Source organism: Antarcticimicrobium sediminis (assembly GCF_004348975.1).
In the GTDB taxonomy this organism is placed as follows: Bacteria; Pseudomonadota; Alphaproteobacteria; order Rhodobacterales; family Rhodobacteraceae; genus Antarcticimicrobium; species Antarcticimicrobium sediminis.
Window position 1 is genome coordinate 18,542 of the sequence record NZ_SMFP01000012.1, and the last position, 22,513, is coordinate 41,054.

At 62.9% G+C, this 22,513-nt stretch carries 20 protein-coding genes and 1 tRNA gene; 8 read left to right on the forward strand and 13 right to left on the reverse strand.

What is annotated here, in order from left to right:
* Window positions 1-98 precede the first annotated feature (98 nt).
* The 6 genes from E1B25_RS16525 to E1B25_RS16550 form a co-directional block, all read right to left on the reverse strand.
* Window positions 99-557, reverse strand: coding sequence for an arsenate-mycothiol transferase ArsC (locus E1B25_RS16525; RefSeq protein ID WP_132830628.1), 459 nt, complete (start codon window positions 555-557; stop codon window positions 99-101).
* 2 nt (window positions 558-559) lie between these two features.
* Complete coding sequence (locus E1B25_RS16530; protein WP_132830629.1) at window positions 560-1,039, reverse strand: UPF0262 family protein; 480 nt, start codon at window positions 1,037-1,039, stop codon at window positions 560-562.
* 7 nt (window positions 1,040-1,046) lie between these two features.
* Window positions 1,047-2,348, reverse strand: coding sequence for a histidinol dehydrogenase (gene hisD, locus E1B25_RS16535; RefSeq protein WP_132830630.1), 1,302 nt, complete (start codon window positions 2,346-2,348; stop codon window positions 1,047-1,049).
* A 136-nt stretch (window positions 2,349-2,484) separates the two neighbouring features.
* The gene (locus E1B25_RS16540) at window positions 2,485-2,955 is read right to left on the reverse strand and encodes a DUF2948 family protein (protein WP_132830631.1); all 471 of its coding nucleotides are present in this window, start codon (window positions 2,953-2,955) and stop codon (window positions 2,485-2,487) included.
* Window positions 2,952-4,220, reverse strand: a complete 1,269-nt coding sequence (gene murA, locus E1B25_RS16545) for a UDP-N-acetylglucosamine 1-carboxyvinyltransferase (RefSeq protein WP_132830632.1) — start codon at window positions 4,218-4,220, stop codon at window positions 2,952-2,954. The genes E1B25_RS16540 and murA overlap by 4 nt, the downstream gene beginning before the upstream one ends.
* A 5-nt stretch (window positions 4,221-4,225) precedes the next feature.
* On the reverse strand, window positions 4,226-4,432 hold the full coding sequence (locus E1B25_RS16550) for a hypothetical protein (protein WP_132830633.1): 207 nt from the start codon (window positions 4,430-4,432) through the stop codon (window positions 4,226-4,228).
* Window positions 4,433-4,643: 211 nt separating this feature from the next.
* Between E1B25_RS16550 and E1B25_RS16555 the strand changes: the two genes are divergently transcribed.
* From E1B25_RS16555 to E1B25_RS16580, 6 genes are all read left to right on the forward strand, one after another.
* Window positions 4,644-6,557: a laminin B domain-containing protein gene (locus tag E1B25_RS16555; protein ID WP_132830634.1), complete on the forward strand. Its 1,914-nt coding sequence runs from the start codon at window positions 4,644-4,646 to the stop codon at window positions 6,555-6,557.
* A gap of 150 nt (window positions 6,558-6,707) precedes the next feature.
* A tRNA-Thr gene (locus E1B25_RS16560) sits at window positions 6,708-6,782 on the forward strand.
* A 1,165-nt stretch (window positions 6,783-7,947) separates the two neighbouring features.
* Window positions 7,948-8,475, forward strand: a complete 528-nt coding sequence (locus E1B25_RS16565) for a spore coat protein U domain-containing protein (RefSeq protein WP_132830635.1) — start codon at window positions 7,948-7,950, stop codon at window positions 8,473-8,475.
* Window positions 8,476-8,550: 75 nt separating this feature from the next.
* Window positions 8,551-8,985 carry a fimbrial biogenesis chaperone gene (locus E1B25_RS16570; protein WP_132830636.1) on the forward strand — a complete coding sequence of 145 codons (435 nt, stop codon included), beginning with the start codon at window positions 8,551-8,553 and terminating at the stop codon, window positions 8,983-8,985.
* A gap of 164 nt (window positions 8,986-9,149) precedes the next feature.
* Window positions 9,150-11,477, forward strand: coding sequence for a fimbria/pilus outer membrane usher protein (locus E1B25_RS16575; protein WP_165937646.1), 2,328 nt, complete (start codon window positions 9,150-9,152; stop codon window positions 11,475-11,477).
* The gene (locus E1B25_RS16580; RefSeq protein WP_165937647.1) at window positions 11,468-12,415 is read left to right on the forward strand and encodes a Csu type fimbrial protein; all 948 of its coding nucleotides are present in this window, start codon (window positions 11,468-11,470) and stop codon (window positions 12,413-12,415) included. Before E1B25_RS16575 ends, E1B25_RS16580 begins: the two co-directional genes overlap by 10 nt.
* Here the strand turns inward: E1B25_RS16580 and E1B25_RS22795 are convergent.
* From E1B25_RS22795 to E1B25_RS16605, 5 genes are all read right to left on the reverse strand, one after another.
* The gene (locus E1B25_RS22795) at window positions 12,412-13,122 is read right to left on the reverse strand and encodes an Arm DNA-binding domain-containing protein (protein ID WP_132830639.1); all 711 of its coding nucleotides are present in this window, start codon (window positions 13,120-13,122) and stop codon (window positions 12,412-12,414) included. The two genes, E1B25_RS16580 and E1B25_RS22795, sit on opposite strands and share 4 nt — an antisense overlap.
* Before the next feature lie 288 nt (window positions 13,123-13,410).
* Window positions 13,411-14,652, reverse strand: coding sequence for an efflux RND transporter periplasmic adaptor subunit (locus tag E1B25_RS16590; RefSeq protein WP_245510743.1), 1,242 nt, complete (start codon window positions 14,650-14,652; stop codon window positions 13,411-13,413).
* Between the two features lie 3 nt (window positions 14,653-14,655).
* On the reverse strand, window positions 14,656-17,031 hold the full coding sequence (locus tag E1B25_RS16595) for an ABC transporter permease (protein ID WP_132830640.1): 2,376 nt from the start codon (window positions 17,029-17,031) through the stop codon (window positions 14,656-14,658).
* Window positions 17,032-17,035: 4 nt separating this feature from the next.
* Window positions 17,036-17,743 (reverse strand): ABC transporter ATP-binding protein, encoded by a 708-nt coding sequence (locus E1B25_RS16600; protein ID WP_132830641.1) that lies wholly within the window; start codon window positions 17,741-17,743, stop codon window positions 17,036-17,038.
* A gap of 31 nt (window positions 17,744-17,774) precedes the next feature.
* A complete protein-coding gene (locus E1B25_RS16605; RefSeq protein ID WP_245510744.1) occupies window positions 17,775-19,283 on the reverse strand; it encodes an amidase in 1,509 nt (502 codons plus the stop codon).
* Between the two features lie 101 nt (window positions 19,284-19,384).
* Here E1B25_RS16605 and E1B25_RS16610 point away from each other — a divergent pair, with 101 nt between their 5' ends.
* Window positions 19,385-19,912, forward strand: coding sequence for a thioesterase family protein (locus tag E1B25_RS16610; RefSeq protein ID WP_132830642.1), 528 nt, complete (start codon window positions 19,385-19,387; stop codon window positions 19,910-19,912).
* Between the two features lie 23 nt (window positions 19,913-19,935).
* Here the strand turns inward: E1B25_RS16610 and E1B25_RS16615 are convergent, their stop codons facing one another.
* Window positions 19,936-20,820: a 2-dehydro-3-deoxygalactonokinase gene (locus E1B25_RS16615; protein WP_132830643.1), complete on the reverse strand. Its 885-nt coding sequence runs from the start codon at window positions 20,818-20,820 to the stop codon at window positions 19,936-19,938.
* Between the two features lie 3 nt (window positions 20,821-20,823).
* The gene (locus E1B25_RS16620; RefSeq protein WP_132830644.1) at window positions 20,824-21,132 is read right to left on the reverse strand and encodes an EthD family reductase; all 309 of its coding nucleotides are present in this window, start codon (window positions 21,130-21,132) and stop codon (window positions 20,824-20,826) included.
* A 648-nt stretch (window positions 21,133-21,780) separates the two neighbouring features.
* On the opposite strand from E1B25_RS16620, the gene E1B25_RS16625 reads away from it, so the two are divergent.
* Entirely contained in the window at window positions 21,781-22,506 is a 726-nt protein-coding gene (locus tag E1B25_RS16625) for a sugar transferase (RefSeq protein ID WP_132830645.1), read from the forward strand.
* Window positions 22,507-22,513 lie beyond the last annotated feature (7 nt).

The following is a 22,513-nucleotide window of genomic DNA, read 5'->3' on the forward strand; positions in this document are numbered from 1 at the left end:
GCGCTTAGATGGCTCCATTTTGCCGCGTTTTCAAGGCTGCAATCGCCCGAAGTGTACGATTTGTGCCGGTTTTTCCCCAGACCGGCATGAACTGGCGGTCATTGCCCCTCGGTGGGCGGGCCCCATTTTCCGGCCAGCCGGGTAATGATCTGGTCGCGGGCCTGTCGATAGGCGTCCAGTTTTTCCGCGCGGGTGTGCCCCAGTCCGGTGGGGTCAAGCACCGGCCAGTATTCAACGTCCAGATGAAAGAACCGGGTCAGATCCAGCGCCCGGCGCTGGCTGGCGGGGGACAGCGCCACCACCAGATCGAACGAGCTGAGATCGTCGCCCCACTGTTCCATGTCCTCGAACGAGCGGCTGCGGTGGCGCGACAGCTCGACGTCGATTTCCTGACACACGGCGATGGCAAAGCCGTCAATTTCCAGATCGCTTTTAACACCAGCCGACTGCACATAAGTCGCCTTGCCATAAAGCTTTTTCATGATCCCCTCGGCCATTGGCGACCGGCAGGAATTGTGGTCGCAGCAGAACAGAATGGACTGCGGCAGCGATTCCATGGCTAGGCCCCGAAATGCAGGACGCAGATCAGGGTGAACAGGCGCCTTGCGGTGTCCTCGTCGACCCCGGCCTTGCCCTCCAGCCGTTCCTTCAGCACCCGGCTGCCTTCGTTGTGGATGCCGCGCCGGGCCATGTCGATGGTTTCGATCTGGCTGGGCGGCAGGGTTTTCACGGCGTTGTAGTAGGATTCGCAGATCTGGAAATAGTCTTTGACCACCTGCCGGAACGGGCCCAGCGACAGGTGAAATTCTGCCGCCTTCTGCCCGTCCTCGGTGTCGATATCAAAGACCAACCGCTTGTTCCGGATCGAGAGCATCAGCCGATAGGGCCCATCGGGCACCGCGCGGTCGTCGCGATCGGGGAGGGTGAAGCTGTTTTGCTCCAACAGGTCGAACATGGCGACCTTGCGTTCCTGTTCGATCTCGGGCGTCGGCGGGGGCAGCCCCGCATCGTCCAGCGCGATATCCACGATATGTGACATGGGCTGACTACCTGTTCAATTGATCCAGACGGGCGCGGACCGACAGCCCGTGCGCCTCGAGGCTTTCCGATTGCGCCAGACAGGCGGCGCTGGGACCGATGGCGCGCAGTGCTTCGGGGGTCATGCGCGCCATGGTGGTGCGTTTGAGGAAATCCAACACGCTCAACCCCGAAGAGAATCGCGCCGAACGCGCCGTGGGAAGCACATGGTTGGGTCCGCCCACGTAATCGCCGATGGCCTCGGGGGTGTAGCGCCCCAGAAAGATCGCCCCGGCATGGACGCAACTGGCGGCCAGCCCCTCGGGGTCGTTGACGCAAAGCTCAAGGTGTTCCGGCGCGATCCGGTTCGACAGCGCCGCCGCCTCGCTCAGATCGCGCACGGTGATGATGGCCCCGAAATCGCGCCAACTGGTGCCTGCGATGGCGCGCCGGTCCAGCGTTTCCAGCCGCTTGTCCACCGCAGCGGCCACCAGTTGGGCGAAATCGGCGTCATCGGTGATCAGGATGGACTGCGCGCTTTCGTCATGTTCGGCTTGGCTCATCAGATCGAGCGCGACCCAGTCGGGATCGTTGTCCTTGTCGGCAATCACCAGAATTTCGGACGGGCCGGCGATCATGTCGATCCCCACCTTGCCAAAGACGCGCCGCTTGGCTGCGGCGACAAAGGCGTTGCCGGGGCCGGTGATCTTGTCGACCGGCGCGATGGTTCCGGTGCCATAGGCCAGTGCCGCGATCGCCTGTGCGCCGCCGATGCGATAGATTTCATCCACCCCGGCGATCTTTGCCGCCAGCAGCACCAGCGGATTGACCTGACCATCAGGCGTCGGCACGGCGATGGCCAACCGATCAACGCCCGCCACCTTGGCCGGGATCGCATTCATCAGCACCGAAGACGGGTAGGAGGCCAGCCCCCCCGGCACATAGAGCCCTGCAGCGGACACGGCGGTCCAGCGCCAACCCAGCGTCGCGCCATCCGGGTCGGTCCAGCTTGCATCCGGGGGCATCTGGCGCACGTGATAGGCGCGGATGCGCTCGGCGGCCAGTTCCAGCGCGTCACGCTCAGCGGCCGGGACCATTGCGGCGGCTGTGGCGATCTCGTCGGGGGTAAAGGCAAGCCGATCCGGCGTCAGCTCCATCCGGTCGAATTTCGCGGTCAGCTCGATTACCGCCGCATCGCCGCGGGCCCGCACATCGGCAATGATGGCGGCCACCGTGTCATCGACATCCGGGCTGTCCTCGCGCTTGGCGGACAGCAGGGCGGAAAAGGCGGCTTCGAAATCGGCGTCTTGAGTGTCGAGAAACTGGGGCATTTGTGTCTCCGGCGGATAGTCTCACATACAAGCGCGGGCGAGGGGCCTCAAGGGGAGAGGTGTTTCTCCATCGCAGACCCGGATCAGCGCGGTGATGTACAGTCCGAGGTCATATTTGTACGCTTGTTCTGGTGGCTCATTCGGGGTGCGTGGGCGCCTTCCCCGAGAGGGCGCGATAGGGACGGGTGACATCCTTGAGCGTCACCCCCAGCGCCTCGACCTCGAGTCGGATCGCGCCATCGCCCGCCAGCGTCAGCAGCACATGTCCTGCACCATCCGCATCGGGGGTGAACTCGACCGACAACAGGGACAGCACCGTATCGGTGTCCTTGCGGTCGATGCCCTGACTCGAGACGCGCAGCACCTCGTCGATCGCCAGCACCGAGCGCACCCGTTCAGCGCCGTGGCGGTCGCGGTTGGCGTCCTCCCAGCGGAAGCGGTTGAGCAAGAGGGCGAAGCGGCGTTGCGCCGGGGCCCATTTCATCTCGCTGGCCGGAAAAACCGCGTCCTGCGCCAGCGATGAAATCACCTTGAGATCCTCGGCATCAAGTGCCCCAAGGTTCAGCGGCGCCTCGCCGCCTTCTTCGAATGTGGCATCTTTGGTCATCGGCTTTTGATCCGTTCGATTTTTGCACCTACGGCCTGCAACTTGCGTTCCACGTTCTCATAGCCACGGTCCAGATGATAGACCCGGTTGACCACGGTTTCGCCCTCGGCGGCAAGGGCGGCCAGGATCAGCGACACGCTGGCGCGCAGATCGGTGGCCATGACCGGCGCGCCCTTGAGGCGATCAACCCCGGTGACGGTGGCGGTGCCGCCCTGCACGTCGATCTGGGCCCCCATGCGCACCAGTTCAGGGGCGTGCATGAAGCGGTTCTCGAAAATCCGTTCTTCCAAAACGCTGGTGCCATTTGCGGTGCACAGCAGCGCCATCATCTGCGCCTGCAGGTCGGTGGGAAAGCCGGGAAAGGGTTCGGTGGCGACATTCACCGCCGCGATCTGGTCGCCGCGGCGTGACACCTTGAGCCCTTTTTCGGTCTCTTCGACGGCGACGCCGACGGCATCAAGCTTTTCGCAGAATGCGCCCACCAGATCGATCCGCCCACCCAACAGCTCAACCTCGCCGCCGGCGATGGCGGGGGCCAGCATATAGGTGCCCAGTTCGATCCGGTCGGTGACCACCGGATGGGTGGCGCCATGCAGCCGATCAACCCCCTGAATGGTGATCTCGGAGGTGCCGTCGCCGTCGATCTGCGCCCCCATCTTGCGCAGGCAGGTGGCCAGATCGACGATCTCGGGTTCGCGCGCGGCGTTCTTCAGAACCGTGGTGCCCTTGGCCAGCGTTGCGGCCATCATCACGTTTTCCGTCGCCCCGACCGAGGCAAAAGAGAAGTTGATCACCGCCCCTTTCAGCCCGCCCGGCGCCTTGGCGTGCAGATAGCCATCGCGCAGCTCGATCTCGGCCCCCAGCGCTTCCAGCCCGTGGACATGCAGATCCATCGGTCGCGCGCCGATGGCGCAGCCGCCGGGCAGGGACACCACCGCATGACCCAGACGCGCCAGCATCGGCCCCAGAACAAGGTTCGAGGCGCGCATCTTGCGCACGATGTCATAGTCGGCGACGTGGTTGTTCACGTCATGGCTGGACATCGCCAGCACCTGACCGTCCTGCAAGCCTGAGACTTCGGCCCCCAGCGATTGCAGCAGCTCGGTCATGGTGCGGATGTCGCTGAGACGCGGCGCATTGGTCAGCGTCAGCGGTTCCTCGCTCAGCAGCGTCGCGGGCATCAGCGTCAGGCAGGCATTCTTGGCGCCCGCAATGGGGATCTGGCCGCTGAGCGGTCCGTTCCCGGTTACCAGAATCGAATCCATCTGCCCTAGCCCTCGCTTTTGCCTGCTTTGTCCGCCTCGCCGCTAGCCTCGCCGCCGGCCTTGATCGCGGTTCCGGTCTCGGCCACGATCTCGGCTCTGGCCCGCGCCTGTGCCTTGCGCTTGGCCATATTGGCCTTGAGCGCGGCCTTGAGCCGGTCTTCCCGGTCTGCTGCCGGTTTCGTCTTGTCGGTGTCTGTTGGTCTGGATGCCATAGGGTCTCTCTACAGGAGGCCCCGCCTCTGGTCCAGATTGCGCGACAGCCGTGGGTGGAGGCGCGCAAATGATGCAAATCAAAAATGATATTCCGTAAATTCGATATAATGCAGGGATCAGGTGCGAGGAAAAGGATGCTGCCGGGCCAGCCTGTTTCCGGTCACAGCATCGGGCAAAAGTGCCCCTCGGACCCTTTGGGGAGAGAGAAGTATGACGATCAGCGCTTTTACGACGGGTTTGGACGGTTGGACCACCACCAACGGGACAGAGATATTTGACGCCATCGACGGCGATCCGGTCGGCAGCCTGCGTGGCACCGAGGGCGGCGGCGGGGACTGGTATTTCGTCGCGCCCGACGCCTTTCTGGGGGATCGGTCCGATTATTACGGCGGGTCGATCAGCTTCGACATGAAGCAGGATATCGCCACCAGCCAGTTTGACGCCGCCGACATCGTTCTGACCGGGGCCGGGATGGATCTGGTTCTGGACATGGGCGACAACCCGGGCACCGATTGGACCGCCTATTCGGTCAACTTGGCGCTGGGCGGCGGCTGGCGGATCAACAGCCTGTCCGGCTCGATCGCGAGCGAGGTGCAGATCCGGTCGGTTCTGGCCGATCTCGAATCGCTTTCGGTGCGGGGCGAATTCGTCAATGGCACCACGGGCGACGCCAGCAACCTCGACAATTTCTCGATGGTCAAGGAGCCGGCGACTCCGCCCGAGTACATTGGCGTAAAGGTGGACTCGCGCTTTGATACCGGGCTGGACGGCTGGTCCTTTGTTGCCGACGTCAAGGCGTTCGACTGGGTCGACACCGGTGGCAATCCCGGCGGCTATGTTCAGGCGGTCGATTACGCCACGGGGGCGGTGTGGTATTTCGTGGCGCCCAACGAATATCTTGGCGACAAATCCGCCTATTCGGGCGGCTCACTGCAATTCGACCTCAAGCAATCCTCGCTCAGCAGCCAGTTCAATGACGAGGACGTCGTGATCACCGGTGGCGGCAAGACCATTGCGTTCAACACGGCGAACAATCCCGGGCTCGACTGGACCCATTATTCGGTGTCGCTGGACGCGGGTAGTGATTGGCGGTTGGGCTCGGTCTCGGGTGCGGTGGCGAGTCAGGCTGATATCGACGCGGTGCTCGCCGATGTGACGAGCCTGTGGATCCGGGGCGAATATGTATCGGGCGCCGACACCGGCGGTCTGGATAATGTCCTGCTGAGCCCTGACACCTCGGCGGTCCGGGTGCTGTCGGACACCACCCTGGGGGTGCTGATGTCGAACCACGACACGCTGACAGAGGCGTTGGCGGCGACCGAGGATGGCAATGTGGTGCAGATCAACAAGGCCACTGCAGTGACCGAAGACAGCTATACCGTCACCGACAACGGGCTGAGTGTGACCTCGAACCGGGCCATCGACGCCGAACTCAAGCTTGATGGGGTGACCAGCCTGACCCTGTCGGGCGACAATGATCTGGACGCAACCGGCAACGTGTTGGCCAATACGCTGACCGGGTCGGACGGGGACAACACGCTCAAGGGGCTGGGCGGTCGCGACCGCTTGACCGGCGGTGACGGTGCCGACCGGTTGTTGGGGGGCAACAAGGGGGACACGCTGTTCGGGAATAATGGCGCAGACGCGTTGTTCGGCGAGAAAGGCAACGACACGCTGAAGGGCGGAAATGGCAGGGATCTGCTTGATGGGGGTGTCGACAACGACCTGCTGCTGGGCGGAAACCTGCGCGACAGGCTGCTCGGGAACAAGGGGGCCGACAAACTTTTCGGCCAGAACGGGAGTGACACGCTGAAAGGCGGAAACGGCAAGGATACGCTGGTTGGCGGGGCCGGGAACGACAAGCTCTTTGGCGGGAACGGGGATGATACCTTTCGGTTCTCTGAGGGGTCCGGCTTGGACAGTATCTTCGATTTCGAGGCGTCGAATGATCTGGAGAAAATCGACCTGTCCGGCCTGTCCGAAATCACCGGGTTCGCCGATCTGGCCGGTTCCCACATGACCCAGGTCGGTCTGGATGTGGTGATCGACGCCACGGGCGGCGACGTCATCACCTTGGTGAATGTCCAGCTGGCGGATCTGGACGCGGCAGATTTCCTGTTCTGATCCGATCTGAACAGGGGGTGGGCGGCCCTGAACCAGGGGCCGTCCGCCTGTTATCGACGGTGTTGGCGCGAGCCGATGGCATTGCTTTGAAAAAATTCCAAAGAAGCGCTTGCACCCCCGGATTTTTAAGTCTACCTAGCCGCCCACAGTGCTGCTGTAGCTCAGAGGTAGAGCACTCCCTTGGTAAGGGAGAGGTCCAGAGTTCGATTCTCTGCAGCAGCACCATGGATTTCACATAAGTCCTTGAGTGATAAAGGTGATCTCCTTTGGGCGGAGTGGCTTTATCCCCCAATTGTCCACCCTTCATGCGCTGGTGATGTCCAACATTCACTAATATTTTGGGCACCGAAGTTGCGGGTCGGTTTGGCGGGTTTGGCCGGTGACTCGGGTGACATTCGATGGGTCCGAATACTTTCGGGGGGCTGTTCCGGCAGGTCGGCGGTCGGTAGCTTTGTGGGATTGGAGACAAGCGGTGGGCTCAGTGGCGCTCAAGCCCGACCTCGACAAGCGCCACAATCAACCTTGTCAAACCTTAGCATTGTGGAGGGCGCTGGTGGCATGCCCGTCCCCCTTTGCCAAATCATTGCAGACCCAAAATGGCACGTCGATGCCGTCGGGGAGCGGCCACATCACCAAAGCCTTTTCTCATTGGGATCACGAGTTGAAGCAAGCGGTGTATAGGCCCCGGATTTGGCCAATCGCCGAAATTGTTTTGAAGGGTGGACATCGCGAGGGGCTGGAGTTGCGGAGCTGGAACCTGATTTCAGCATGTGGCGGCCATCCGCGTTGCGCTGTTGCATATGCCGGTCTTCACGAGACAGATTGGTTGAACTGACACCGGGGCTCACATCATTCAGGGGGCCGGCTGCTCGCGCAACAGTGGGGACCGACCATAGGGGCCGGGCCAAGTGTTGTCAGTCGTGGATGTGTCCGACCGGGCAGTACCAAGGCATCAGAGTTTCGCAGCGATGTCGCCCCCCTCGCGCTCGATTTTTTCCACCACCCAATTCAAGTAACTGCGTGGATTGATATCGTTCAGACGAGCGCTTTCGATCCGCCTCTGGCTTCTCCATTTGTCAATATGACCTAGATGTCATGCTTTTGGGAACGGCGGTCGGTGAGGCCAAACGCCGCAGGCCCGTCTTGAATTATGACGTCGTCAGGCGAGATTCAAGATTTCGAGAGTTCAATTGATCTACACCTACCTCATAAGTTGAGTGGAGTGGTGGAGTTTTCGCTTAAGTCATTGAAAACGCGAGAATTAATTTAATTGGATAATAATTATTACCAATAAGGAAATTCTATTTACTAAAAACTTGACCTCCCCGGTGTGATTTGAAAGGGCTGTTAAGTAGCGATCTCAAGCCAAGTAATCTATTGGCAGTAGAAGGTGAAAGTAAAAATGACGTTTTCAACGGGCCCTTTTTCACTGGGCACCTTAAGCACAGCCGTATTTTTGACAGCGACAGTTTTGTTGCCAGCGACAGCGCATGCCGCTGTGGAAGAAGGCACCCTGAACGTGACGGCCACGGTGATCGCGCAATGCACCGTCACCACATCGGCTGTCGCGTTTGGCGAAATCTCTCCAACCCAAGCGGCATCTGCCACGGGCTCCATTTCCATCAGTTGCGATGCCGACAATACGTTGTCTTCGGTCGTTCTCGACGGCGGCAGCAACGAGAGCGCGGGGACCCGCCAGATGAGTGACGGGACCAATTACATTCCCTACACTCTGGCCGTCAGCGGCAGTTCGGTCGCGGTAGATGGTGACATCAGCAGCAGCTTCACACTGACGGGAGGGGGCCCCTACGCGGACTCTGCCGACATCGACGGTGCGATCGCTTCTGTCGGGTCGGCGCGTGTGCTGGGATCCTATTCGGACGACATCACCGTTACCGTAACTTACTCAGCTCCCTAACCCCCCAATTTCCAGGCCGACCCAAGTCCCGAAAAACAAAAAAAGTCTCGGCCGGGAGAGTAAAGGCATACAGGCATGAAACTTGCGAAAAGGATCGCGGCGACCTTGTGCGCCGCGGTGATCCTCCCCTCCCTTGCTGTCGCGGATTCCTTTTCAATTTCGCCGACAAACCTGCTGGTAAGCGGAGCGGAGCGAACTGCAACACTCACTGTGAAATCCGGCGGCCCCGGCCAGATGCAAGGGCAGATCCGCGTCATGAGGTGGACCCGTTCCGGTGGAAAGGACCATCTGACACCGACCCGGGATGTCATCGCCAGCCCGCCGGTTCTGCGCCTTGCGCGCAATCAGGAGACGACGATCCGCCTTGTGCGTGTGAAGAAAACCGCCGTCCGGCAGCAACGCGAATGCTATCGCGTCCTGATCGACCAGTTGCCCGGCACTTCGCAGCGCAATTCCGCTGTCAAGTTCACGATCCGGCATTCCGTTCCGCTCTGCTTCGAGCGGGGTTGAGGTCGCGATAGGGTGGAGACCGGATTTCCAAAGCCAGGGCCCCGGTTGCCGGCTTTGGAAGGGAGAAGGACGTGATCAGAGCATCGGTTGTTCTTGCCGCAGTTTGCATGCAGATGTCGACAGTGGCATGGGCGCGCGACAATGCGCTGCAACTGCTCAAGCCTGTGGTCGTGGACCGCAGCCAAGACAGGGCAGGACCGGACGCAGTGCGGCCTGTCCCGGACGACGGGGTGCCGCTTTTCCTTCTGGTGTCGCTCAACGGGGTGGATACCGGATTGATCGCTGAATTCCTCTGGTTTTCCCAGGGCAACCGCCTAGGGATTTTGCCAAACGAACTAAAGGACATCGGCCTGACGCCCCCTCGGGCCACCCGGTCGATACTGTTGCTGGACGACATTCCCGGACTGTCCTACCGCTACGACGTGGCAGCCCAGGAGATCGAGATCTCCGCGGCGCCGGAGCGGCTGCAGCGCCGCATCATCAAGGGCAGAACACGGCCGACCTTTACCAAGGCGCAGCCCGGCTATGGCGCGCTCCTGAACTATCACCTGACGGGCAATATCGGCCGCGACGTTCTTTCGGACGGTTTTCGGGTCGAAGGCATGTTCGCTTCGCTGGAGGGGCGGATTTATGCGCCCTTTGGCGTCCTGCGGACCACCGGGTCGGTCTCTGCGCAGAACCTCGGTTTCGAGGGTGCGCATTTCCACCGCGAAGACACGACATACAGCTATTCGAGCCCGGGGTCCCTTGTGACCTTCAGTGCCGGGGATGTCATATCTTCCGGGCAACCCTGGACGCGCTCGATCCGCATGGGCGGCATTCAGATCCGGCGCGATTTCTCGCTTCGCAGCGACATCGTAACAGATCCGCAACTGGCCTATTCGGGCACGGCGGCCGTTCCCACCGCGATAGACGTATATGTGGATAACGTGAACGCATGGTCCGGCACGGTTCCACCGGGGCCGTTTACCCTGACCGACCTGCCGATGATTGGCGAAAGCGGCGAGGCGCAGATCGTCATTCGCGACGAAGCCGGAAACGAACAAACCAAGACGATCGGCTTCTTCGCAACCGAGAACCTCCTCCGCCGGGGGCAGCTGGATTTTTCCTTCGAAGCCGGCGTCGCGCGCAATAACTTCGCACAGGACAATTCCGCATATAGCGACGAGCGGATGGCACTTGCCAGCCTGCGCTATGGCCTGACGGATCGGGTAACGCTGCAAGGTCACGTCGAAGCCAGTTCGGACCTGGTCGCTGCCAGCGGGGGAATATCCTCGGTGCTTTTCAATCGCGCGGAGTTTGGACTGGCTGTCGGTGCCAGCAGGTTTCAGGGCCATACCGGATATCTGGGGCATTTCGATCTGCGGACCGACATTTCCGGCGTTGACCTTCGGATCTCGTCGACCCGCCATAGCGGTGACTACGCGGATCTCGCCTATGTCACGGCCCTGGTGGACGGCACCGCATCCAGCCCGGACCTTTTGCGCCCGGCCAAGGCGCAGGATGTCCTGTCGATATCGAAGCCGCTGTTTTCGGATCTCTCGACGCTTGGCATCAACCTCATCAACATTGAACGGGCGGATAGCCACAACACGATCCTTTCGGGATCGTTCAGCCGGAAGATGAAATGGCAGGAGGCCGATTTTCATGTATCGGGGTTCAAAGACGTCTCTACCGAGAGTTATGGCCTCTCGATCGGGCTTTCCGTTCCGCTCGGCAAAAAGGCCCGGGCCTCTTCCGACCTGCGGCGCGACAGCAGTGGCCAATGGCGCGCGGGCCTGCATTTGCGGAAACCCCTCGATCAGGATGTTGGCAGCGCCGCCTACAGGGTAGACATTGAAAAGACCGGAAAAGGGGATGACTGGGCATTCCTGGGCGGATCCTACCGTGGCCGTTACGGCGTCATCGACGGACGCCTGCAACGGGCAGATGATGGGGCCGTCGCGGCCGCTGCCAGCCTGGAGGGTGCCTTGGTTCTAAGCGACGCGGGGCTGGTTGCCGGCAACAGGATCAGCGACGGTTTCGCGGTTGTCGACCTTGGCGTTGCCGATGTCCCGATCCTGTTGAACAATCAGCCGGTCGCAAAGACAGGAGTGACGGGCAAGGCATTGGTTGCCGGGCTCGTGCCCTATCAGGAGAACCGCGTTTCGGTCGATCCCTCTGGCCTGCCGCTCAATACCAACATGATCGCCACCGCCATTCAGGCGGTTCCGGCCCGCCGCTCCGGGACCACCCTGCGCATGGGGCGAGGGGTCGGCTCCTCCGCTCTCATCGTGCTGCACGACAAGGCCGGACACTTTGTTCCCGTCGGTTCCGAAGTCGTGCTCAATGGCCGAACGTCGGATTTCGTGGTGGGCTATGATGGTGAGGTCTGGCTTGAGAAACTGCACCGACAGAACAGAATTGAAGTGATCGGCGGCGCCCTGCGATGCACGGCCCGGTTCGATCTTCCGTCAACCGAGACAGCCTATCTGGAATTGGAATGCTTGTGAAAATTCGAGCCCTCGCGCGGATCGCGCTGTTTCTTATGGTCCTCACAACCTTTGCCGGAGGAGCATCTGCGGCGACCTGCACGGCTTCGATGAGCGATTTCAACTTCGCGACCACCTCGGTGCGCGACGGCAACACGCCGCGCATCATGGGCACATTGCGGGTGGAATGTGATGCCCTGCTCGGTCTGATCAGCCTCGTCAATCTGTGCATAACAGTGGATGACGGCGACGGAGGTGCGGGGTCGTCAAATAGCCCGCGCTACATGCGCCGCGCCGATGGTACCCAACTGGCCTATCAACTCTACCGTGGCGGCTATGGCGGCACGGTTCTGAACACTATTTCCGGGATCACGCTGAACTTGCTCGGGTCGAGCGTCTACGAGGAGCCGATCTTCGCGGAGGTGATCGATTCAGGTACCTCCGTCAAGGGTGGATACTATTCCTCAAATTTCACGGCCGGCACCGATTTCCGCGTCACTGCGGGAACCCTGTTTTCCTGCACCTCCCGTGGCGCGCAGGACACAAGCGATTTCATGGTCTCCGCCGACATCGAGCCAAGCTGCACGGTCTCGGCCGGCACATTGGACTTCGGGACATTGGGCACCAATGTCTCCGCCGCTGTTACGGCGCAGACAACCATCGACGTATCCTGCTCTGTCGGCGTGCCCTACTCGGTCCAGCTCGGAGAGGGCCAAGGCCCGGGCGTTTCCGACCCGAGTTTTCGGAAAATGACATCTGGCAGCAACACGCTGTCCTACGGCCTTTATCGCAATCAGACGCTGACAGCGCCCTGGGGCTGGACCATCGGCGTCAACGACAACTCCGGCACGGGAACCGGGGCGATCCAGTCAATCCCTGTCTACGGGCAAATCAACAGCGGCCAAACAGTGCCTGTCGGTGTCTACAGCGACAGCGTTATCATTACGGTCAATTATTAGCGGAGTAAGCCAGCAGTCCGTATTCCCGTGAAGGGTCTGAGAACCGGGCAACCGCGCCGCACCAATGCCGCCCGTTTGGCCGGTGCCTTGCCCATTCCGACAGCCGCCGCCACGCATCCAGCGACACGACGCGGCCCGTCCAAGTGAGCGGACTGCCCGCGATGGATAGGCCATGTGGGAAGGTTTCGGGGGGGTGACACTTGCGACATTCGCGACACGGGGCGCGCCCTCCCCAACCGACTGAGGCTGCGCCCCGTGTCGCGAATGTCGCGTTGATCCACGTCGGTCACGGGCACTTTTCCCAGTTTTGGTAGAACGTGATTTTCGAGTGGTGACATCCAGCGTCCAGCCTTTCCGTCATCCTTCAACTCTGCCTTTCGCGCTTCGAACGCCTCGGCGGTCAGGGCCGCGAGCGAGATATTTTCTTGCCGAGCTGCTCGCCGCTCTGCTTCTCGTTGCTTGATCGGATCTTTGCCGATCGCAGCCACGGCGCGCCAACGGTCAGCCGCTTTGTGGGCCTCGGCGAGTCCCACTCCGGGTAATCCGCCCAAGCCCATCTCGCGCCGCCGACCGTGAACTGTTACACGCAATACCCATTGTGCGCCGCCGTCCTCACGCTTCACCAGCCAAAGGCCAGCGCCATCGTTCCATTTTCCGATAGGAGCCTTCTTCACGAAGGCTGCCGAAAGCCTGTTGCGAGCCCGCATGTCGTATCCACCTTTCAGGGCCTGGTTCTCTATCCACCAGTTTGTCCACCCTCAAGATATCGACACAGTTGGACGGGTAAGACAGAAAACTACAGTAAAATCAGCAATTTTTGGGAGGCGGGTGGGAACTCGGACGAGATAGGGCTACAACATATAGATGTTAGATGCCTCTCAGAGGCACCATTTATCCCTCTTGAAACGGTTCCGGCACTTTCTTGTCGCGCTTGCAGGGCTGGCTGTTGTCGTCACCGGAATCGGTGGTTGGTCCCTGTGCTTGGCCCCTGTGGCCTACTCGATCTGGCGTTGTGCCACGCGCTGCCCATCGGTCAGGCTGGCCGAGGGGAACAGCACCACCTTGTCGCCGGGCGACAGGCCGCCCAGCACCTGCGCCGTGGTGCCGTTGTCGCGCCCGATCTGTACCTTTCGCAGCCGCGCGATCCCGTCCTCGGCGCGAAACACTGCCCAATCCCCCTGATGGCGAAACAGCGCGCTGGAGGGGGCCAACAGCGCGTCCTCGCTTTGCCAGACCACGATCCGCACCTCGACCCGGTAGCCATGGCCCAGCCCGGCGCGCGGCGCGCTGTCGCCGGTAAAGCGGATGGTGGTCTTGACCCGCTGTTCTTCGACCCCGAGCGCGGAATACTTGGTATAGCCATAGGGGTCGATCCGCTGCACCACCCCGCTCAGATCGCCGGTCCCGCCCCAATTGGTGACAAGCACCGGATCGCCGACACCGACCTGCACCGCGTCCGAGGACAAAAGTTCGGCCTCGATCTCCAGATCGCGGGTCACATCGCCGATCTCCAGAATGGGATCTCCGGCGGGCAGGGTGGTCGCGCTTTTGCGGATCACCTTCAGGATGGTGCCGTCGATCGGGGCAAGGATGGGAATGCCCGACTGGGCTGTGGCGGAGTCTTCCAGCGCCTGCGCCAGATCCTTGTCGTCGAAACTGATCAACTGGGCGCTGGCGCTGTTCAACTCGGCCACGCGCATGGCGATGGCGGCGCGGGCGGTGTTGACGGCGGCATGGGCGACCCGCGCCTCCTGCTCGGCGCGTTCCAGCGCCACCTGGCTGGTGATCCCGCGTTCGACCAGTTGGCGCATGCGCTTCAACTCTCCGTCGGAAAACTCCTGATTAGCCATGGCCGCGTTCAGATCCGCATGCGCCACCTGCACCGCGGCCTCGGCGGCGGCGACCGCGGCCAAGGCCTGTTCGCGGGTGCGCGCATCCAGCGCGCTGGGGTTCGCGGGCCGCATCCGGGCCACCACGGTCTTGTTCGCGATCACCTTGTCGCCGGGTTGGACGGCAACGCGCTGTAATTCGCCCGCCACCGGGGAAGAGACGACATAGGGCTCATGCACCTGTGTGCGGCCCTCTTCGTCGATGCTCACCCGCATCGCGCCGCGCTGCACCTCTGCCAGATCGACCAGCGCCGCGCGGGGCCAAAAGGCCGCCGCCATCGCCGCGCCCACCAGCGCGACCGCCAAAAGCGTCAGGACCCTGCGAGAGTGTTTTCGTTTCACGGCCACCTGTCATTCCCTCGTTTTCAGCGCGGTGACCAAGTCTGCCCGGTCAATGTCGCGTTTGACAAGCCACCCCGAGACCAGCGCGGCGACCAGCACCACCGCCATCGCGAGCCCAAAGCTCTCGGCGTCCAGCACGGGCCGGATCTGATAAACGTCGGTGCTGAAGCCCGCCGCGATGGCAAAGGTCAGCCCATAGCCGATCACCCCGCCCAGCGGCAGCGCCAGCAGCGTGACCGCGGCCAACTCGCCCAGCAGGACAAAGGCGACCTCGCCCCGGGAAAAGCCCAGAACCCGCAGACCGGCAAGATCGCGGGCGCGTTCGGCCTGCGCCACGCGGGCGGCGTTGTAGATCACGCCAAAGGTGATCACCGCCGCGATCAGCGCCATGACATAGCGCATCGCGCCCGCCCCCTGATCCATGACCTTTTTCAGCGCCGCCCGGCTTTCTGATTTCACGCTGACACCGGCAACCATCGGCATCGCCTTGAGCGCGGCATAGATCTTTGCCGCCTGTGTCGCGTCCACCCGCAGATAGGCGCCAGAGATCCGCAGCGGTTCCTTCAGCACCCGGTTCAGCGCACCGATTTCCATATAGGCCGGCGATCCCAGCAGGCTTTCGGCCACAGCGATCACCGGCAAGCTCAACCGGGGCCGGCGCCCCTCGCGCACATCCACGCTCAGCTGATCGCCGGCTTTGATGTCCAGCGTGCGCGCCAACCCGGAGGACAGGATCACGCCCCCTTGCCGCATCGTGATCGGCTGCGTGTCCGCGTCCACGGCGCGATACAGGCGCGGCTGTTCGATCAGCCCGTGGATCGCGCCGTGATACAAAGCGCGTCCGTTGCGCAGGATCGCGGGCACGATGCGCACCGGCTCGACCTCGATTACGCCGGGCAGGCTTTGCAGATCATGGATGCTGCGCGCCTCTAGCGGCTGGATGAAGCTCACGTTCAAATCGCTGTGGTCGATCACGTCAAAGGTCAGCGCCTGCATGGCGGAAAAACTGTTGAGGATCGACATCATGGCGATCGACACCGACAGCCCCGCCGCCACACCCAGCACCGCCCCGCCCATGCGCAGCGGCTGGCGGGTGAGACGGCGCAGAACCATTCGCGTGGGCTGATCCAGAACATGCTCCAGCGCCGAGGAGAACTGACCGCTGTGGCTATAATCAGGCGGTGCCGCGGCGCGCATGGCCACCGCCGGTGTCAGGGCAAAGACCTGCCGCAACACCAGCAGACCGCCCGCCGAGGCCGCCAGAATGCTGACGGCAAAGCCGGTCAGGAACGAGGCCGGGTCAAGCCGAAACACCAGAAAGGGGAATTTGTAGTAAAGCAGATAGAGATCGGCCATCCATCGGCCCGCCGCGACCCCCAGCAGACAGCCAGCCAGCGCCCCGCCGACTGCGATCACAAGGATCATGCGGAAATAATGCCCGCCGACCTCGGTATCACTATAGCCAAAGGCCTTCATCAGGCCGATTTGCTCGCGTTCGGCCTGCACCATGCGCGAAATCACGATGTACAGCAGAAAGGCCGCCACCGCGAGAAAGATGGGCGGCACGCTGCGCGCGCTGCGCCGCAGCCCGTCGATCTCTTCGCTGATGAACAGGTCCGATTGCAGGTGCGACAGCCCATAGGCGCCTTGCGCGCCATAGCGGTCCAGCAGCCGGTCGGCCGCCGCGATCACCGCCTCCGGTTCCGCCCCGCGGCTGAGCGAGAACAGCACCTCGTTGAACGCGCCCTGCATGTCAAAGGCGGCCGCGAGCGCGGTGCGGCTCATCCACAGCACGGCAAAGCGGGCATCGTCGGGGGCGAGTTCGCCCGGCGCGGTCGAATACAGGAATTCCGGCGACTGGGCAAAGCCCACCACGCTGAGCTCGCGGCGAAACCCGTTCATCGTCGCCGCAATATGATCGCCCGGGCGCAGCCCATGGGCGCGGGCGAAACTGCGCAGAACCACCACCTCTTCGGCACGCGCGGCGTCGAACATGCGCCCATCGGTCAGATAGATGGTGTTGAGCGCGGCGGCCCGATACTCGGGCAGCGACAGTGCACGGGCCTGAATCGGCAGGGCATTGCCGCCCAGATCGATCAGCGCGCGTCCGCTCACCCGGGTCTGGATCGCGGCCACCCCGGGCAGGTGACGCAGCCGCTGCGCGACCGTCTCGGGCGCGCGGGCCACCGGGGCAAAGACATCGGCCAGCCGGAAGCGGTCGTAGTAGGTGCGCCGTGTCTCGCTGAGCGAGGCGACCAACCCGGTCATCATCACCAGCATCATCACCCCGACGGCGATCACCGCGCCAATCGCCACGGCTTGTCCCTTGATGCGGTACAGGTCGCGCATCAGCTTGTGGGTCAGCGGGGCAGGGTGGAGCGTCATCGCCTCACCACTCGATGTCTTCGGGGGCGCATTTGTTGGCGTTCTCGATGACCTCGCGCACGGTGCCATCGGCGAAATGGATCACCCGGTCGGCCATGCCGGCCTGAGCCGCGGCATGGGTCACGATCAGCACCGTGGTGCCCATCTTTTCGTTCGCCTCCTTCAGCACGTTCAGCACCGCCCGCCCGGTGGTGCTGTCCAGCGCGCCGGTGGGTTCGTCGCAAAACAGCACATCGGGCTGCTTGGCGAGCGCCCGCGCGATGGCAACGCGCTGCTGCTCGCCGCCCGAAAGCTGGGCGGGAAAGTGATCGGCCCGCTGCGCCAGCCCGACCCGCGCCAGCGCCTCGCCGGGGTCCATCGGGTCGCGGGCAATCTCGGTCACCAGTTCGACATTCTCGCGCGCGGTTAGGCTGGGCATCAGGTTGTAGAACTGAAAGACAAAGCCGACATGGTCGCGCCGATAGCGGGTCAACTCCCGGTCGCTCATCGCCGCAAGGTCGCGGTCGCGGAAGAACACCGCGCCATCGGTGCCCCGATCCAGCCCGCCAAGGATGTTCAGCAAGGTCGATTTGCCGCTGCCCGAGGGGCCCAGCAGCACGACAATCTCGCCCTCGGGGATCTCCAGCGTCACGCCGCGTAACGCCTGCACCGCCGCCGGCCCCTCGCCATAGATCTTGCGCAGGTCGCGGGTGGTGAAGGTGTTGCGCGTCATCGGCATTCCTTTGCCCCGATTTTGGGCCAGTTCAGGGGGTGCGGGGGCCACCCTCGATCAGGCTCAGTTGTTTGGCGGCCCAAGGGGCGGCGCGCTCGATCTGGGCCGACAGCGATATCAGGCGTTCATCCTCGCCAAAGGCCGTGGCCAGATGCACCCCGACCGGCAGGTCATCGGCGCTCCAGTGCAGCGGCAGGGTCACCGCCGGCTGACCGCTGGCGTTAAAGATGGCGGTGAAGGGCGAATAGTCAAACACGCTGCCCGGACCGTTGCGATAGGCGACGAAATCCTCGAAATCCGGCTTGTACTTGCCCACCGGTGCCGGTGGGGTCGCAAGGGTCGGTGTCAGCAAGACGTCGCAGTCAAGAAAGACATGCGCCATGCGGCGGCCAAAGCCATGGACCTCTTCGATCGCGGCCAGATAGTCCGCGCCGCTGATCTGCGCCGCATAGGCGATGGCGGCGCGTGTGACCCCCTCGACCTTGGTGGGATCCAATGGCGCGCCCTTGAGAACACTTTGCACGCTCAAGGCGGTGCCGCAGGCCACGATCTGGGTCCAGGCCAGCATCATCGCCTCGACGCCCAGGTCAGGGGCCGGGCGGAACGCTTCGACCTCATGGCCCAGATCCGCCAGCAGGCGGGCGGTCTTTTCCACCGCCGCGACACACTCGGGGTGCAGCGGGACGCCGCTCAGCGTTGTTGTGGCATAGCGCACCCGCAGCTTGCCCGGATCGCGCTGCATCGCCTGCAGGTGGGTGCCCTGCATCGGCGGTGCCCAATAGGGCGCACCAAGATCCGGCCCGGTGCAGGCATCCAGCATCGCGGCGGTGTCGCGCAGCGACCGGCTCAGCACCCCGTCGGTCGCCATCCCGGCCCAACCCTCGCCCGCAGCAGGCCCGTCAGGCAGCCGCGCGCGGGTTGGCTTGAACCCCACCAGCCCACAGGACGAGGCCGGGATTCGCACCGATCCGCCCCCGTCCGAGCCATGCGCCATCGGCACGATGCCTGCTGCCACCGCCGCGCCCGCGCCGCCGGAGGAGCCGCCCGAGGTATGGCCGGTGTTCCACGGGTTGCGGGTGGGGCCGCCATAGGCCTGCGCCTCGGTCACCGGGCCGACCCCCAGTTCGGGCGAAGCAGTGCGCCCATAGGTCACCACCCCGGTCGCCTGCATCCGCAGAAAGATCTCGGAATCATATGCCGATTTCGTCCCCAGCATCAGGCGCGAGCCGTTGTTGGTGGGATAGGCCCGCGCCTCGGCCCCCAGATCCTTGAGCAGGAAGGGCACGCCGGAAAACGGCCCCTTGGGCAGCCCGTCGCGGATCGCCTGGCGCGCCACCTCGTCGTGCCGCATCACCACAGCGTTCAGCGCCTGGTTGCGGTCCTCGGTCAGCGCCAGCGCGGTTTCCAGCAGCTCATCCGGCGTCACCTCGCCCTTGGCCACCATGGCGGCCAATCCGGTGGCGTCTTGCTTGAGATAGGTGTCTTTCATGGTCTGGCGGTCCTCGTAATGCGGCGGTGTGTTGTGGCGGATTTCCGGCATCCTCGACCGCCCACCCGGAAAAGGCAACTGCCGGGGCTTGGCCCCCGGGCTCTGGCAGGGCAAGGTGCCGCCGGTTTCAGGCAAGAGGAGAAAGACCAAAGATGACACAGCCGCCGGTCAATGGCCACGATGGCCCCTATCCCGCACCGACTCTTGTGCAAAATCAAAAGGTTGATCCGGCGTGGATCGACTTCAACGGCCATATGAATGTGGGCTACTACGGCATCGCCTTCGATCTGGCCGCCGATACGTTGTTCGATGAAGTTCTGGGCGTGGGCTGGGAGTATGTCGAGCGCTGCGGTCAGGCGGCGTTCGTGCTGCAGGCCCATACGCATTTCTTGAATGAGCTACGCGAGGGCGAGGCGTTTTCGGTGCGCTTCCAGCTGATTGATCATGACCATAAGCGGCTGCATTTCTTTGCCGAGATGGTGCGCGATGCGGATGGTGTCGTTTGCGCCACGCAAGAGCTGGTTTCGATGAATGTCGATCACGGCACCCGGCGGTCCATTGCGTTTCCGGACTGGGCCCTGCGGCGGTTCGCGCAGATGAAAGCCGATCACGCCGGGCTGGCGCGACCGGCGCAGCTTGGCGCGCCAATCGGTCTGCGCGCCAAAAGCCGGACGTCGTAGCGAGGTTAAAGAGCGGCCCCGGATCAGCCCGTGTGTTTGATCCGGCGCCAAGCGGCAGTAAGCCCGGCCAGGGTCATCCGCGCCTCGTTGGCGATCGTGGTGGGCACGCCCTGTCGTTGCAGCGCCTCGGCATAGGGGCGCGCCTCTGTTTCGGTCCCGATCAGGGCCACTTGCTGGCCCAACCAATAGGGACGCGCCGCCGCCAGCTCGGCCCCGGTGAGCAGACCGAACAGTTGCGCCCGCGCCTGACCCGGTCGCAGCGTTCCCAGCTCGGCCCCGGTCTGGATCGTGGCCAGCCCGGTGGCCAGCCGTTCGGGGCGTGACAGGACGCTGTCCAACGCCGCGCTGAATTCCGTGCTGTCCCAGCCGTCGCCCTCCAGCGCCGGGCGCAATGAGGACGCGGTGGCCAGCGCTGTCGCGATCTCTCCGGTCAGGGCGCTGAGGAAGCTCACCACCTCATCGGCGCTGATCTGAACCCAGTGGGTGACCGGGCCGGGCAGGCAGATCACCCCGTCCCAGCCGGGGTTGAGCGCGAGAAATCCCGCGACCCGCACCGCCCCCGCCCGCATCAGCCCCGGCGGGGTGTCCTGACGCAGACCGGGCAGCGCATGGGCCTGCATCTGCTCCAGCGGCACCGGGAGGATCGACGCCGGTTTCGCGGGCACCGCGATCGGCTCTGGCCCTTCTGCCAGCCCGCAGATCACCGCGGGTACCCCGGGGCAAAGCGCTTGCACCAGCTCTTTCGCCACCGCGATCCCCGGACGCGCCGACAGGCTCTCGATCTGGTGGGTGGCTTTCATCGTGTCGCCCTGCATCGCCCAGCCCCGCGCCGCCCAGCCACGTCCAGCATGGGGGCTAAGTTCGATCGCACACCAACTCGCATTGTCCGAAGCGGGGTTCATCGCCATACCCTATGCGATCACGTCACCGATGAGGACCTGCGGTCGCACATCGGTGAAATTGACGACATCCTTCATCACCGGGCCAGAGCCCTGCATCGCGGCGCCCATCGCCGCCTTGTCGGCAAACACCATCGTGGCCACAGCATAATAGGCCGGCGGGGTGTCGGGGCCACCTGCGACGCCTCGGGTTACCAGCGTCTGTTCGATATGCGGCCCCATATGGGTGCTGACCAGCGGCATGTGGGTGCCGAGGTAATAGTCATAGTCGAAATGCGTCCCCTCGGAGATCGGGTAAATAACCTGAAGCGAAACAGTCATTTGGGCTCCTTTCCGTTGTTCCCGGTGTCGCGGTCCTGCGCCGCGTTGGTCTGATGTGGTCATGTCATGGCCGCGATCGGTCAGGCAAGCAAAAGGGGCCTGGGCCGCAATCTGCTCTGGAGTCAGCCCCGGAGTTGGAGCCACTGCCCCTATTGCGCCACAGTTTGGCCGGGTTCCTTCGGCAGCCCCCCCCGGGCAGAGCGGGGCGGTGTTAACCGATTCTGAGGCCCGTTTGGTTTCCATAGTCGCAACAATCTTCTGGAAATGGATGGAATGCGTCCTATCTATTTCGTATCGAGCCCGGTTTTCTGGGGTTTCGTGGTGGAAACAAATTGTTTCCTCCGAAATTATTAAAACTGTATGTGTGAGTGGTAAATTCAATCATGGCGAAAACAGGGCAAGTTCTAGACCTGATTTAGCCAGCGGAAGAAACGGTCTGTCTGTGGGGGACATCCGGTTCGAAAGTCCGCATTCAACGCCCGGTCGAGCTGCTTGAACGGGTATCTGAAATTTGAGTGAGAGCCAGTGCGGCGGGTTGCCCAGTCTGTGGACTGCGGTCGCCTGTCGGGAAAGTGAATGGCAATGAGTAAAGTATTTTTTTCACAAGGCGCAGCGCTGCGTTTCCCGCCGACCCCACGGCGTATCAGGATGCATTTGACCATCCCGACGCCGGCCAACTTTGATTTTCCTGTCGCCGGTTACGCGGCGGCGCATGCAATGCCCGTGGACAAGACGCCCGCGCAGGTCGTGACGTCGGCCCCCAAGGACTGGTATGCCCGGACCGGCAAACGCGCGCTGGATCTGGTGCTGATTCTGCTCACGCTTCCGGTGACGCTGCCGATCATCATGATTTGTGCGCTGGCGCTTTGGGTCGAAGGCGGTCAGCCGTTTTACTGGCAGACCCGGCTGGGGCAGGGGGGACGCAAGTTCTTTATCGTCAAGTTGCGCACGATGGTGCGCGATGCCGATGCCCAGCTGGTGCGTCTTCTGGCCACCGATCCGGCGATCCGCGACGAGTGGAACTGCACCCAGAAATTGCGCAACGATCCGCGTATCACCCGCGTCGGTCACTTCCTGCGCGCAACGTCGCTGGACGAGTTGCCGCAGCTTTGGAACGTGGTTAAAGGCGAGATGAGCCTTGTTGGACCGCGCCCGATGCTGCCTGAGCAACTGCGGCTTTACGGCGATGCCGATTGTTATGAAATGCTCAGACCGGGGATCACCGGGCTGTGGCAGGTCTCGGCCCGCAATGACAAGGAATTCAGCTACCGTGCCAAGGTCGATGCTGTCTATTGCCGCTCGCTGTCGGTCTGGCGCGATCTGGTCTTGATGTTTCGCACCATTGGCGTCGTATTCCGCCGCACCGGATGTTGATCGGCGT